This is a genomic window from Agrobacterium larrymoorei (assembly GCF_037722385.1).
In the GTDB taxonomy this organism is placed as follows: domain Bacteria; phylum Pseudomonadota; class Alphaproteobacteria; order Rhizobiales; family Rhizobiaceae; genus Agrobacterium; species Agrobacterium larrymoorei_C.
In genome coordinates, this window is the sequence record NZ_JBBKAQ010000003.1 from 38,608 (window position 1) to 51,148 (window position 12,541).

Below are 12,541 nucleotides of genomic sequence, written 5' to 3' on the forward strand. Positions count from 1 at the left end.
TTCAACCTTGCAGGAAACGTGGCGGTATCTTTTCGTGGAGAGGAAAATACTGAAAATAGGGACGAGCCTCCTCCAGGACCCTTTTGACGGACGAGAGTTGCATCAACCGTTCGAAGTAGTCGCTCACCCGCGCATAGTCCCTACTAATGGGATGGACGATCGATCCATAGAAGAGCGCTGGAACTGCCGCACAATCGGCCATGGAGAATGACGCGCTTGCCACCCACTGGCGGTTTAAAAGATGCTCTTCAAGCACGCCGTAGGCTTTCTCGATCGTCGCATGGGCGTCAGCGACACCATGCGGGTGTACCGAGCCTTTGGGGCGTAGCCGTTCGCCAACGATGCGCTGCATCGGCTGGTGAATGTAGAGATCGAAAAAGCGGTCCCACAGCCGAACGGCAAGATGCTCTTTAGCATTGGTGGGCACCAATTCCGCATGTCCCCGATAACGGGTATGGACATATTCTATGATGATGCTGCTTTCCGGCAGTGTTATGTCCGCTGCCGTATCATGTAGCACCGGCATCTTTCCAATCGGCCATTTCTGAAAGAAGGCCATTCTTGAATCGGTGTTTGAAAAATCGACGATAACGGATTCAAAAGACGTCCCATTTTCGTAAAGTGCAACAAGCACCTTATGGCAGAAGGAGGAGAGTGGATGCATGTAAAGCGTCAGGGCCATGTCGCTGCTCCTTGGGTGGTAAAATTATCGCGGCGTCCTTGGAAAACTCTTCGCAAGAGAATGTTTTCGCTATGATGCGCCAAAAGACTCGAACAATCCATCGCGGTGATTGGTGCGACAAGTGCATGGATAAGGCATGAAATTCTACCTCATTTATGCGGCTGCCGCTGTGGCCGAGATAGCGGGATGCTTTGCCTTCTGGGTGTGGCTACGGATGGGTAAGTCCGGTGCGTGGCTGCTGCCCGGGATGCTGTCGCTTGCCATCTTCGCATGGCTGTTGACGCTGGTGCCAAGCGAGGCAGCCGGTCGCGCCTACGCCGCTTACGGCGGCATCTACATCGTCGCCTCGCTGCTGTGGCTGTGGGGGGTGGAGCGCCATGCTCCGGATCGTTGGGATCTGGCTGGTGGCGCCATCTGCCTTTTCGGCGCATCTCTCATCCTTTTTGCGCCGCGAGGTTAGACCATGTGCGGACGCTTCGTGTTGCAGGCAACACCGCAAGAGATTGCCGATCATCTGGGCCTGATCGGTCTTGAAGACTTTCCGCCGCGCTTCAACATCGCGCCGACGCAGCCTATCCTCATTGTTGTCGAAGGCGAACGGCAGGAAGTGGGGAGCAACCTACCCAATCGGCATGCGATGCTCGTGCGCTGGGGCTTCATGCCGGGGTGGGTGAAGGACCCGAAAACATTTCCGCTTCTGATCAATGCCCGCGCCGAAACGGCGATCGGCAAGGCGTCGTTCCGCGCTGCCATGCGCCATCGCCGTGTCCTCATTCCGGCAAGTGGTTTCTACGAATGGAAGCGACCTTCCAAAGAAGAGAGCGGAAAGCCACGGGCTTACTACATCAGGCCGAAGCGGGGCGGGATCGTCGCTTTTGCCGGATTGATGGAAACATGGTCGTCAGCCGATGGCTCGGAAGTCGACACAGGAGCGATCCTTACCACGGCAGCCAACGCCTCGATGTCGCGTGTCCATGACCGGATGCCGGTCGTAATCGCGCCGGAGGATTTCGCTCGGTGGCTGGATTGTAAGACGCAGGAGCCCCGCAATGTCTCAAGCTTGATGACGGCAGCGGATGAGGATTTCTTCGAGATGATCCCGGTTTCGGACAAGGTGAACAAGGTCACCAATGTCGGGCCTGATCTCATCGAACCAGTGGAAGAGGCCGCACCCCTTGCTCCGGTGAAGGAAAAGGGCGGACAACTCTCGTTGTTCTAAAGGAAGCGCTCAGCAATTGTCTGTTGCACTTCACACAGAAAATGAAAATGGCGCTCGACGGCGCCATTTAAGAACTCGATGGGCACCACATTGCCCGCCCCATGTAAAAGAGATCAGGCAGTCTTTGCCTGCTTCGGCTTGCGCGCCACCATCATGGCGGCCGCTGCAACGGCCTTCAAGCCAAGCGGCTGGTAATGCGCCTTCAAATCCGGTTTTGCCGGCATCTCGATTTTCTTCGTTTCAGTCATTCCACCCTCCGCAGATCGCTTGTCAGGCCCATGATTCGTTGGCCTCTCTAACTAGCTCTCTCGAGGTCAATCGTGACGAATTCGAGGCGGATTCAATCAATTAAAAATTGCAGACTGCGACATTTCGTGTTCAGGAGTGTCCGAAAAAAGACGCAAGTTAAACCAGCCGTTGTCGCCGCAGAGCTGGTTTTATCCGTCGTAGATCAGATGCCCCGATCGAGGCCGTCGCCACTATCGCCATGATCGTGCTCTTCAATCGTCAACGTGCCGAATCGCTTGTGCCAGATGCGGGCGCTGAACGGCAGGAACGTGAGGTAGGCCAGCACGGTAAGGATTAGGACTTCCCAGGTGAAGCTCATCAACAGCGCCACATAAAGCACGACGATCAAAATGGCGGGCAGAACGAGATCGCGACGGATGCGGCTCTCCGATTTGCCCGACCAGACTGGCAGGCGGCTGATCAGGAGGTAGCCGATCAAAACTGTGTAAGCGGCAGCGATGTGTGCAAATGTCCTGCTCGGCTCGATACCGATGAAGCCGATATAGACGGGCAACAGCACCAGCATCGCACCCATCGGGGCGGGAACGCCGACGAAGAACTCGTTCTGCCAGGGTGCCTTTACCTCGCGCTCGATCATGACATTGAAGCGCGCCAGGCGCAGTCCGGCGGCAATGACGTAGATGAGAGCCGCGATCCAACCAAGCGAACGAGCCTGATCCAACAGATAGGCATAAACAACGAGGGCAGGGGCGACGCCAAAATTGACGATATCGGCAAGCGAGTCCATCTGTGCACCGAACTTCGACGTCGCCTTCATCATGCGCGCCAACCGCCCATCCACCCCATCAAGGAAGGCTGCGAGGAGCACCATGGCGACGGCAAGTTCGAAGCGACCTTCAAAGGCAAGGCGTACGCCACTTAAGCCAGCGCAGATGGCCAACACGGTGACGAGGTTGGGTATGACAAGACGAAGCGGAATTTCCCGCAGTCTCGGGCCTCGTCCACTGTCCTGACTGACCTCATGCTTGCCGTTGGTGCTAGGATGCGGCGCTGGCTCTTCCATCGATCGTACCTTCCTGAATGATCATCAGCCTCGACGGCTGATGACGGCTCCCTTGGTAGAACCGAATTCGGCAAGAACCGTTTCACCGGCAATCGCTGTCTGACCGACGGATACACGCGGGGAAAAGCCTTCCGGCAGGAAGATGTCGAGGCGCGAACCGAAGCGGATGAGACCGAAGCGTTCGCCGGCATCAACCGGTTCGTTCGGCTTGACCCAGCAGACGATGCGACGTGCGACCATACCGGCAATCTGCACGACACCGACACGACCATGCGCGGTTTCGATCACAAGACCGTTGCGCTCGTTGTCTTCGGACGCCTTGTCGAGATCGGCATTGAGGAAAAGGCCCGGGCGATAGGCGACGTTGACGATGCGTCCACGCACCGGCGAGCGGTTCACGTGGCAGTTGAACACGTTCATGAACACCGAAACGCGTACCATCGGCTCCTTGCCGAGCTCAAGCTCGAGTGGCGGAACCACAGTCTGGATCGCGGACACGGTACCATCGGCCGGACTGATGATCAGATCGTCGTCCTGCGGCGTAACGCGCTCAGGATCGCGGAAGAAATAGGCGCACCAGGCGGTCAGAACCATGCCGATCCAGAACAGCGGTTCGGCGATCCAGCCGAGCACCAGCGATGCCACGAAGAAGGCTGCGACGAAAATGTAGCCTTCCTTGTGGATCGGAACGAGGGTGTTACGAATGGTATCGAACAGGTTCATAGGTCTTTCTTCTCCGAAGTTTCGTTATCGGTCCTCGCGATATGCGCCGCGGAGGGCGCTCTCGTTCGAACCTCAATTTGCCTGCGCGCCCGAGGGCAAAAACTTTGTTCGTTCCTGCAAGACATGCACCATATAGTCGTTTCTCGACAATATTCACGTCACAAGGCGACAAAACACGCATAGGTGACTACAGGCAAACCGCGCCACGGGCAATGGTGGCGTGGGCAAGCGTCAGTTTATACCAACTCAATGTGCAGGTTCGCCGCGGTCCACCACGCCAAGGTCATCTTTCTCGCGCACTTCCCTGAGCCGTTCCTCAGCCTGGATCGCCTCGCGTTGACGGCTCCACATCGATGCGTAGAGACCACCGGCCAGCATCAGCGATGAATGCGTGCCACGTTCTGCGATGTTGCCGTCTTTCAGCACGATGATCTCATCCGCGCCGATCACGGTCGAAAGGCGGTGGGCGATCACCAGCGTGGTGCGGTTCTGAGAAACCACATCCAAGGCACTCTGAATTTCCTGTTCGGTATGGGTATCGAGTGCCGATGTCGCCTCGTCGAGGATGAGGATCGGTGGCGCCTTTAAAATGGTACGGGCAATCGCGACGCGCTGCTTCTCCCCGCCTGAAAGTTTCAGGCCGCGCTCACCGACCATGGTTTGAAATCCTTCAGGCAACTTGCTGATGAAGCCACTGATCTGCGCCGCATTGGCGGCAGCCGTTACATCGGCATCCGGTGCGTCAGGACGTCCATAGCGAATATTGTAGGCAAGCGTATCGTTGAACAGCACCGTATCCTGCGGAACCATGCCGACCACCGCGCGCAGGCTCTTCTGCGTCACGTCGCGAATGTCCTGTCCGTCAATGGTGATCGAACCGCTCTGAATATCGTAGAAACGATAAAGCAGACGGGAAATCGTCGATTTGCCGGCGCCCGATGGGCCTACAATGGCAATCGTCTTGCCGGCCGGTACATCGAAAGAAATTCCTTTGAGGATCGGACGCTCGGGATCGTAGGAAAACTGCACGTCGCGGAAGCTGACAGCGCCGGCGCCGATCTGCAGAGGCTTCGCATCCGGCGCGTCTACCACTTCCGCTTCCACTTCCAGAAGATCGAACATCTGTTCGATATCTGTCAGCCCCTGGCGGATTTCGCGATAGACGAAGCCGATGAAGTTGAGGGGCACGGAAAGTTGCAGAAGCAGCGCGTTGATAAAGACGAAGTCGCCGATAGTCTGCTCGCCACGCTGGACCGCCAGCGCCGACATCACCATCATCACCAGCGAACCGAGGCCGAAGATGACGCCCTGGCCGAAGTTCAGCCAGCCGAGCGACGTCCAGATCGCGACGGCGGACTTCTCGTAGCGCGCCATAGAGGCGTCGAAACGGCGGGCTTCCATGTCCTCATTGCCGAAGTACTTGACCGTTTCGAAGTTGAGAAGCGAGTCGATCGCCTTGGTATTCGCGTCGGTATCGCTATCGTTCATCGAGCGACGGATGGAGATGCGCCAGTTGCTGGCCTTCACCGTGAACCAGATATAGGCCCAGACAGTGACGACGGTAACGAAAACATACCAGAAGCCGTAGGACACCCAGAAGATCGCCGCCGTCAGCAGGAATTCGATGAAGGTGGGGGCGGTATTGAGAATGGTGAAACGGACGATGGTTTCGATGCCCTTGGTACCACGCTCGATGATGCGCGACAGGCCGCCCGTCTTGCGCTCCAGATGGAAGCGGAGCGACAGTTGGTGCAAGTGTACGAATGTTTTGTATGCAAGCTGGCGGACCGCGTGCTGGCCGACGCTGGCAAAAAGCGAATCTCGAAGCTGGTTGAAGCCGATCTGGATGATGCGCGTAACGTTGTAAGCGACAACGAGGGCAACAGCACCCAGCAGGAAGACAGGAAGCAGTCCTGCGATATCGACCTTGCCATTCAGTGCATCGGTCGCCCATTTGAAGAAGTAGGGAACGGAGATCAGCACTAGCTTGGCGACGATCAGGAAGAAGGTTGCCCATATCACCCGCATCTTCAGGTCGGGCCTGCCTTGGGGCCACATATAGGGCCACAGGTTGATAAGGGTTTGCATCGGATTGCTGGAATCCGCTGAAATCGTCTTCTTCTTGTCGGTCATGTTCTGCTCCAGCGTCTGCCGGAGTGCAGACAGCAAGACGGCGGCCCTGATGAGCCGCCGTCGTCGTCTAAATCAAATAGTATCCCGACTGGGCAATTGCAATGCCCGGCACTTGCCTTCTCAGCGTGTCTTCAACCGGTTGCGGTGGATCTCTTCGGCATTTGGAAGAGCCTTTTCCGGCACGTCGAAAATCTGGCCTGGCTCGATAAGGTCCGGGTTCTGGATCTGCTGCTGATTGGCAAGGTAGATCGTGGTGTAACGCACGCCCTGGCCATAGACGCGGCGCGAAATCTGCCACAGCGTGTCGCCCCTGCGGATGATCACCGCGCTGTCGCTATGGGCGAGCGGCGCCTGTTCGAAGGTCTTGGGACCGGAGGCATCGGTGGCGGGAGTTGCAGGATTGGCTGGCGCAGATAGTGCGGGAGAGGTTGCGTTCAATTCTGCGAACCGTTCGGTCAGGCCGGCAATGGCCTTACCGACAGCTGCGACATCGTTTGGCAGCGCTTCTACCAGCGAGAGCAGCGAACGCGCCTTGTGAGAAATCTCGGCGGCGAATGCGGTAAAGGCCGGATCGGCAGAGGCGGCAGTGCGGAACTCCGAGAGCGAGCGCAAGGCGATGACCGTTGCAGACTTCGCAGCAGCGACCTCATCCAGAGTAGGGGTCTTGCCGTCCTTGTAAAGACCGGAGAGGATACCGAAGGCCTTCGACACCTCCGTACGCAACGCTTCGAAAGCAGCCTGATCGGTGACTGCGGCGGGCGCTTTTCCGGTGGTCGTGCTGCCCTGTTGAGCGGCAGGAGCCGATGGCTGCATGGCAACGGTGCCTTGATCCGCCTCCGGGCGGGAGAACGGAACGCGGACACGCACCGTCACCTTGCCGGATGCATCGAGGGCTTCCGCGGTGATGATGTGACTGCCGACCGAAAGCTGAATGTCGCCTTCAACGACAAAGCTGCCGGAGGCTTCCGCCTTGCTTTCGCCAACGCGGGTGTCGTCCACCAAGGCGCGGATCGTCGTGCCGGCGGGTGCCGAACCGGCGATGTAAATCTTCGACCCATCGAACTCGACGGCGGTGACTCGCACGGACGCAGCTTCGGGCGCTGTGTTGGCCGGTGCTGTGCCACCGGTCTGCGCGTTGTTTGCAGGCGTTTGTGGGTTCTGAGTAGCAGGCGGTGCGGCCTGAGCCTGGAGGGCAGGTGGAGCTGCCTCCGGCATCGTCAGAACGCGGCTCGCCTTACCAGGCGTCGTCACCATGGCAAGAAGATCGCCGCCCTTCTGAGCGGGGACAGATACGGTTGCAACCTCCTTGGACTCGGAGACTTTGCCGTCCTTGCCAGTTGCCCTCAGTACCAGCTCGTGGTCGCCTGGAGGGAGGGGATTGTCGAGAACCGCTGCGAAATCGCCGCTGCCTTCAACCGGGGTCTTGGCGATAACCTCACCCTTGTTGATGATCTCAAGCTGCGAACCGGGCTGCGCCTTGCCGGCGATCACGGCCGAACCGTTCGGCTCGACGCGCAAAACGTCGAAGGTCGGAAGCTGCGCGGCGTCGCCCGTAGTGGCAGGTGCCGGAGGCGTTGTGGGCTGCTGCGCAGGCGTTTGAGCCGGCTGCGGGGTGGCGGCCGGCGTTTCCGGCTTAGGCGCGCCATCATCCGTGCCTGCAAAGACGCCCGCGAGACGGCGCACCTGTGCTGCTGCGGCAGAGGCATCGGTCGGCAGTCCGCGGAGGTAGGCAAGTGTCCGTTCAGCAGCCGAGCGTGCGGTCGTGATCAGTCGCGATGTGGTCTCATCGAGGGATTCAGGGATGTCGACGTTGTCCAGTTCGCGTAGCGAGTCTTCGACCTGCTTGCGGGCGTTAGCAAATTCCTCGTTGGACGGCACCTTGTTGTCGGCAAACAGGTTGCTCATGTCCTTGATGGACTTGTTGGCGGATTCCGCCAGCCGGCCGACCTTGTCGGCAATATTGGTCGTGTCCTTGGCAGCGTCGGACAGGAGATCGCCAGCCTTTTCACCGCCCATTTCGACACTGTTCTTGACGGCATTGCTGGCTTCGTTGATGGCGTCACCGATCGGCTTGTCATCAGCGGACATGCGAGGAAGAACGAAGAAAACCATGAGCAGCGTGGCAATGCCGAGCACGACAAGCGCCAACAATCCGGCTCTCTTATTTTTCATTATGTGTCTCCAGGTCATTCTTCGCAATATTATCGTGGATTGCTAGCGTTTTAGCGCTTTTCATACAAGCGTCACCTCCGTCAAAGCGCCGCGTTTGTCGTGTCTTCCCCCAAAATTTCTTGACGGAATTGACCCTGCGTAGTTCGGTGCCGGCTATGACACATGAAAACCATTCGATTCGATCCATCTGCGTCTATTGCGGCTCTCAGCCCGGACGCGACCCCGCATATATGGAAGCAGGCCGCAACCTTGGGAAATCCCTCGCCGAAAACGGCATTCGCCTCGTCTATGGTGGCGGCACCAAGGGCATCATGGGTGCGGTCGCAAGCGGCGTTTTATCGAACGGCGGCGAAGTCACCGGCATCATACCCGAGTTTCTGGTTGATATGGAAGCGACACGCCATTCGCTGGGCCAATTGAACGAACTTGTGATCACCAAGGATATGCATGAGCGCAAGCACATGATGTTCGAGCGCGCCGATGCCTTCGTCACTTTACCTGGCGGTATCGGCACGGTGGAAGAGATCGTTGAGATCATGACCTGGGCGCAGCTTGGCCGTCACGCCAAGCCAATGGTCTTTGCCAACATCAACGGTTTCTGGGACCCGATGCTGGAACTGATCCGTCATATGCGCGACCAGGGCTTCATTCATCGCGCTCACTTGCTCAACCCGCTGGTGATCGAGCGCATCGAGGATATCGTCCCCGCCATTATCGAGCGTTCTGCAGCCCAGCAAAATCCGGAAGGCGACCCTTCCGTCATCGCGCAGCTGTAAATCACGAAAGCGCGTATGATGGCGTCCTGTTCGCCCGGTGGCCGACGCGCGGCTATTTATCTGACGGTTCTGCCCTTGATCAGGCTTGGCAGTGTATAGACGGCCAATGCGGCCCAGATCATCATGAAGGCAATCAGCCTAACCGTATCAAACGGTTCACGGAACACGAAGACCGCGATGATGAAGATGATCGACGGTGCGATGTACTGCATGATCCCGATCGTGGAAAGTTTCAGCAGCTTCGCCCCGTTGCCGTAGAAAATCAGTGGCACGGCGGTGACGAGGCCGCTTGCCGCCAAAAGCCATGTGTCTATGGCTGTTCCTGCGAAAAAGTGTCCCTGTCCCGTGGCCGTCAGATAGACGATGAAAGCGAATGCGGGCGGCGTCAGTATCAGGACCTCTAATAGAAATCCTTGTGTCGGGCCGATCGGTAGCGTTTTGCGGAAGAAGGCGTAAAAGCCCCAGGAAAAGGTCAACGCAAGCGCCACCCAGGGCAAACCACCGGCGTTCCATGTCAGAAGCGCAACGGCAACGGCAACCAGGGAAATGGCGACGATCTGCATCCGGCTGAGCTTTTCCTTCAGGATCAACGCCCCCAGAAGAATACTGAACAGGGGATTGATGAAGTAGCCAAGAGCCGCATCCAGCGCGTGACCCGAGCCGATTGCCCAAATGTAGATGCCCCAGTTGATGCTGATCAGCGAGGCCGTAAGGCAGGCCATCGCGAGCATGCGCGGCGTCGTCAGCGCCTGGCGAATTTCTGCAGTTCGCCCAAGCGCGATCAGCACGATGGCAGCAATCGGCACCGACCAGACGACGCGGTGAACGATGACCTCGAGCGGCGATATATGCGCCACTGCTTTCATGTAAAGCGGCAGGAACCCCCACAGGAGATAGGCGGTCAGTGCGTAGACAAAGCCACGGGCGCTATCGCCTGGCTGAGGAGCCTGAATGGTGGGGTTCATTGCCATGGACATTACTGCCAAACATCATTGGGGGTCTCTTCGCAGTATTCCCCTTTGGCGTGATGTACCAATTCATTTCCGTGAAGCTTCGATGAGGAACGCCTTGTCTGCTCAGATGTCGATCATGCAGGTGAATCAAGACCTCAAGTTCGTGGTGTAAGTGCCTGGCAAGATTCGCGAAAAGAACAAAGCCCGCCAGCATGGCCGACGGGCTATTTCAAATGTCTCGCCAAACGTTACGCGCACAGGTTCTACTTACTTTCCGGCGAAGCGGTCCGTTGCGCGGATGAGCTGGTCGAGAATGCCGGGCTCAGTCATGGCGTGGCCTGCGGCTTCGATAATATGCAGATCAGCCTTCGGCCAGGCCTTGGATAAATCCCAGGCCGTCTTCGCCGGGCAGGGCATGTCGTAACGCCCATGAACGATGACGCCCGGAATATCTTTCAGCTTGTGGGCGTCGCGCAGCAGTTGGCCTTCTTCAAGCCATCCGCCATTGACGAAGAAATGCGTTTCGATGCGGGCAAAGGCGATGGCGTAGCGATCTTCACCGAATTCATCCACACGCGCCGGATCGGTCACGAGCGCAATCGTCGCACCTTCCCATTGGCTCCAGGCCTTGGCGCATTCCAGCTTCTTCTTTTCGTCGATGCCGGTCAGATAGCGATAGTAGCTCGCCATCATCTGCCCCCGCTCGGCCTCGGGAATGGGCGCAATGAACGTTTCCCAGCGCTCAGGATACATTTCGGATACGCCGAACTGGTAGTACCAGTCCAGCTCCCGCTTGGTCAGCAGATAGATGCCGCGCACGATCAACTCGCTGACATGCTCAGGATGGGTCTCGGCATAGGCGAGCGCCAGCGTTGAGCCCCAGGAGCCGCCGAACACCTGCCATGTGTCGTAGCCGAACTTCTTGCGCAGTTTCTCAATGTCCGCCACAAGATGCCACGTCGTATTGGCTTCGAGACCGGCATGCGGGGTCGAGCGGCCGCAGCCGCGCTGGTCGAATAGAACCACATCGTAAAGCGTGGGGTCAAAAACGCGGCGCTGCGTCGGGTTCACGCCACCGCCTGGGCCACCATGCAGGAAGACCGCAGGCTTGCCGCCTTTGGTGCCGACCCGCTCCCAGTAAATCGTGTGGCCATCGCCGACATCGAGAAAGCCGGTCTCGTAGGGTTCAATCTCCGGATAGAGGCCACGCAGTATTTCAGTCATGGAATTCAGTCCTTGATGCTATGCCTTGTTTGCTTCGTCTTCGGGCGGCCAGACCGCGGTGTCGTGGTCAGGATGCTGATAGGATATGATCGTGCTTTCGTCGACGCTCTGCTTGATCTCCGGCTTGTCGAACAGCGCCTTGATCCATGGCATCTGCATATGCGCGTTGACCTGCACCTGTGGCTCGATCTGATCGGGGTGATCGAAGGCGCCAATGGCGATCTCGACGCCCCCCGGGTAGTGATAGGTCAGCGGCGTGCCGCATTTGTTGCAGAAGCCGCGATGGATCTTGGTCGACGACCGAAAGAGGCTGGGCTGGCCGCGGGTCCATGTGAGGTGCGCCTGATCAGCCGTGACCAGCGCGCCGAAGAAATTGCCGAAATGCTTCTGGCACATGCGGCAATGGCAAATAGACGGCCGGCCAAGCTTGCCCGCATGAAAGCGGACTGCCCCGCACTGGCACCCACCGGAATATCCTGCCTCGCTCATCAACCCTTCTCCTCTGGCCACTCCACCGTATCGTGGTCCGGATGCTGATAGGATACAAGGCCGGCAATGAAACTTGCCGACGTCAAATCCGCCTCGGTTTCTTCTTGCGGAAGAGTGTGAAGATGATCGACAAAGCCGATCTTGTTCTCGACGCCCCATTGGATGACGGGCGGTAGCGCGGCTGGATCATCGAAGGCACCCGCCGCAATCGCCATACCATCCGGCGCCTCATAGGTCAGCGGCGTACCGCAGTCACCGCAGAAGCCCCTCTTCACATGGTTGGAGGACTGGAACCGCTTCGGCTCACCGCGTGTCCAATGAAACTCCACACCACGCACAGAAACGAGTGGCGCATAATAGGCCCCGAACGCTTTCTGGCACATCCGACAATGGCAGATCGAGCTATCCTTCAAAACACCTTCTGCTCGAAACCGTATCGCGCCGCATTGGCATCCGCCGGTATGAGTGGTCATGATGGCTCCTTTGGTATCGATTGCAGGATGTGCAGGCAGGCATCGTCTATCCGGTGGAGGACGTCATCGTTCCAGAAGCGGATGACGGTCCAGCCGTTTTGCTGGAGGGCGTCGGTTCTTTGCTGGTCATAATGAATTGCCGCGTCATCGGCGTGCTGCGAGCCGTCGATCTCGATGATGAGTTTGTGCTCAGGGCATGCGAAATCGACGATGTAGCCGAGGATGGGTAGTTGTCTTCTGAAGCCGAGGCCGTCCAGCCTGTGAGCGTGCAGGCAGTTCCAAAGTTTTAACTCCGCATCCGTGAGCGCCTTTCGCATGCGCCGGGCATGTGTGCGGTGCTGTGGCTTGACGTCGTGGTGCGGCATGGGTGGCTCGTTGCGCTGAG

The 12,541-nt window shown here is 58.1% G+C and carries 14 protein-coding genes; 3 read left to right on the top strand and 11 right to left on the bottom strand.

The annotated features are described in order from the left end of the window. Position 1: 1 nt before the first annotated feature. Entirely contained in the window at positions 2 to 682 is a 681-nt protein-coding gene (locus WKI41_RS05240; protein WP_340192465.1) for a glutathione S-transferase family protein, read from the bottom strand. A 136-nt stretch (positions 683 to 818) separates the two neighbouring features. Here WKI41_RS05240 and WKI41_RS05245 point away from each other — a divergent pair, with 136 nt between their 5' ends. Continuing rightward, on the top strand, positions 819 to 1,142 hold the full coding sequence (locus tag WKI41_RS05245; RefSeq protein WP_340192466.1) for a YnfA family protein: 324 nt from the start codon (positions 819 to 821) through the stop codon (positions 1,140 to 1,142). Positions 1,143 to 1,145: 3 nt separating this feature from the next. Then, positions 1,146 to 1,901, top strand: coding sequence for an SOS response-associated peptidase (locus WKI41_RS05250; protein ID WP_340192467.1), 756 nt, complete (start codon positions 1,146 to 1,148; stop codon positions 1,899 to 1,901). A gap of 113 nt (positions 1,902 to 2,014) precedes the next feature. Here WKI41_RS05250 and WKI41_RS05255 read toward each other — a convergent pair whose 3' ends face one another. The 5 genes from WKI41_RS05255 to WKI41_RS05275 all read right to left on the bottom strand — a co-directional run bounded on the left by WKI41_RS05255 (position 2,015) and on the right by WKI41_RS05275 (position 8,241). After that, positions 2,015 to 2,149: a hypothetical protein gene (locus WKI41_RS05255; RefSeq protein WP_272865808.1), complete on the bottom strand. Its 135-nt coding sequence runs from the start codon at positions 2,147 to 2,149 to the stop codon at positions 2,015 to 2,017. A 203-nt stretch (positions 2,150 to 2,352) separates the two neighbouring features. After that, a complete protein-coding gene (pssA, locus tag WKI41_RS05260; protein ID WP_340192468.1) occupies positions 2,353 to 3,213 on the bottom strand; it encodes a CDP-diacylglycerol--serine O-phosphatidyltransferase in 861 nt (286 codons plus the stop codon). Between the two features lie 24 nt (positions 3,214 to 3,237). Then, on the bottom strand, positions 3,238 to 3,936 hold the full coding sequence (locus WKI41_RS05265; protein ID WP_340192469.1) for a phosphatidylserine decarboxylase: 699 nt from the start codon (positions 3,934 to 3,936) through the stop codon (positions 3,238 to 3,240). A 246-nt stretch (positions 3,937 to 4,182) separates the two neighbouring features. Then, a complete protein-coding gene (locus tag WKI41_RS05270; protein WP_340192470.1) occupies positions 4,183 to 6,069 on the bottom strand; it encodes an ABCB family ABC transporter ATP-binding protein/permease in 1,887 nt (628 codons plus the stop codon). A gap of 120 nt (positions 6,070 to 6,189) precedes the next feature. Continuing rightward, a complete protein-coding gene (locus tag WKI41_RS05275; protein ID WP_340192471.1) occupies positions 6,190 to 8,241 on the bottom strand; it encodes a LysM peptidoglycan-binding domain-containing protein in 2,052 nt (683 codons plus the stop codon). A 155-nt stretch (positions 8,242 to 8,396) separates the two neighbouring features. Here WKI41_RS05275 and WKI41_RS05280 point away from each other — a divergent pair, with 155 nt between their 5' ends. After that, positions 8,397 to 9,017 carry a TIGR00730 family Rossman fold protein gene (locus tag WKI41_RS05280; protein ID WP_340192472.1) on the top strand — a complete coding sequence of 207 codons (621 nt, stop codon included), beginning with the start codon at positions 8,397 to 8,399 and terminating at the stop codon, positions 9,015 to 9,017. Between the two features lie 56 nt (positions 9,018 to 9,073). Here WKI41_RS05280 and rarD read toward each other — a convergent pair whose 3' ends face one another. The 5 genes from rarD to WKI41_RS05305 form a co-directional block, all read right to left on the bottom strand. Beyond that, positions 9,074 to 9,988, bottom strand: coding sequence for an EamA family transporter RarD (gene rarD / locus WKI41_RS05285; protein ID WP_340192473.1), 915 nt, complete (start codon positions 9,986 to 9,988; stop codon positions 9,074 to 9,076). 249 nt (positions 9,989 to 10,237) lie between these two features. Next, positions 10,238 to 11,194, bottom strand: coding sequence for a prolyl aminopeptidase (pip, locus tag WKI41_RS05290; RefSeq protein WP_340192474.1), 957 nt, complete (start codon positions 11,192 to 11,194; stop codon positions 10,238 to 10,240). Positions 11,195 to 11,212: 18 nt separating this feature from the next. Continuing rightward, positions 11,213 to 11,683, bottom strand: coding sequence for a GFA family protein (locus tag WKI41_RS05295; RefSeq protein WP_062437963.1), 471 nt, complete (start codon positions 11,681 to 11,683; stop codon positions 11,213 to 11,215). Further along, the gene (locus tag WKI41_RS05300) at positions 11,683 to 12,156 is read right to left on the bottom strand and encodes a GFA family protein (protein ID WP_312805012.1); all 474 of its coding nucleotides are present in this window, start codon (positions 12,154 to 12,156) and stop codon (positions 11,683 to 11,685) included. Before WKI41_RS05300 ends, WKI41_RS05295 begins: the two co-directional genes overlap by 1 nt. Beyond that, on the bottom strand, positions 12,153 to 12,521 hold the full coding sequence (locus WKI41_RS05305) for an endonuclease domain-containing protein (RefSeq protein WP_340192475.1): 369 nt from the start codon (positions 12,519 to 12,521) through the stop codon (positions 12,153 to 12,155). Before WKI41_RS05305 ends, WKI41_RS05300 begins: the two co-directional genes overlap by 4 nt. Positions 12,522 to 12,541 lie beyond the last annotated feature (20 nt).

Excerpts from the sequence above, each read along its gene's own strand:
- WKI41_RS05240 (WP_340192465.1), bottom strand. The coding sequence starts at position 682 with ATGGCCCTGACGCTTTACATGCATCCACTCTCCTCCTTCTGCCATAAG.
- WKI41_RS05300 (WP_312805012.1), bottom strand. The coding sequence starts at position 12,156 with ATGACCACTCATACCGGCGGATGCCAATGCGGCGCGATACGGTTTCGA.
- WKI41_RS05270 (WP_340192470.1), bottom strand. The coding sequence starts at position 6,069 with ATGACCGACAAGAAGAAGACGATTTCAGCGGATTCCAGCAATCCGATG.
- WKI41_RS05305 (WP_340192475.1), bottom strand. The coding sequence starts at position 12,521 with ATGCCGCACCACGACGTCAAGCCACAGCACCGCACACATGCCCGGCGC.
- pssA (WP_340192468.1), bottom strand. The coding sequence starts at position 3,213 with ATGGAAGAGCCAGCGCCGCATCCTAGCACCAACGGCAAGCATGAGGTC.
- WKI41_RS05245 (WP_340192466.1), top strand. The coding sequence starts at position 819 with ATGAAATTCTACCTCATTTATGCGGCTGCCGCTGTGGCCGAGATAGCG.
- WKI41_RS05295 (WP_062437963.1), bottom strand. The coding sequence starts at position 11,683 with ATGAGCGAGGCAGGATATTCCGGTGGGTGCCAGTGCGGGGCAGTCCGC.
- WKI41_RS05255 (WP_272865808.1), bottom strand. The coding sequence starts at position 2,149 with ATGACTGAAACGAAGAAAATCGAGATGCCGGCAAAACCGGATTTGAAG.
- rarD (WP_340192473.1), bottom strand. The coding sequence starts at position 9,988 with ATGGCAATGAACCCCACCATTCAGGCTCCTCAGCCAGGCGATAGCGCC.
- WKI41_RS05250 (WP_340192467.1), top strand. The coding sequence starts at position 1,146 with ATGTGCGGACGCTTCGTGTTGCAGGCAACACCGCAAGAGATTGCCGAT.
- WKI41_RS05280 (WP_340192472.1), top strand. The coding sequence starts at position 8,397 with ATGACACATGAAAACCATTCGATTCGATCCATCTGCGTCTATTGCGGC.
- WKI41_RS05275 (WP_340192471.1), bottom strand. The coding sequence starts at position 8,241 with ATGAAAAATAAGAGAGCCGGATTGTTGGCGCTTGTCGTGCTCGGCATT.
- WKI41_RS05265 (WP_340192469.1), bottom strand. The coding sequence starts at position 3,936 with ATGAACCTGTTCGATACCATTCGTAACACCCTCGTTCCGATCCACAAG.
- pip (WP_340192474.1), bottom strand. The coding sequence starts at position 11,194 with ATGACTGAAATACTGCGTGGCCTCTATCCGGAGATTGAACCCTACGAG.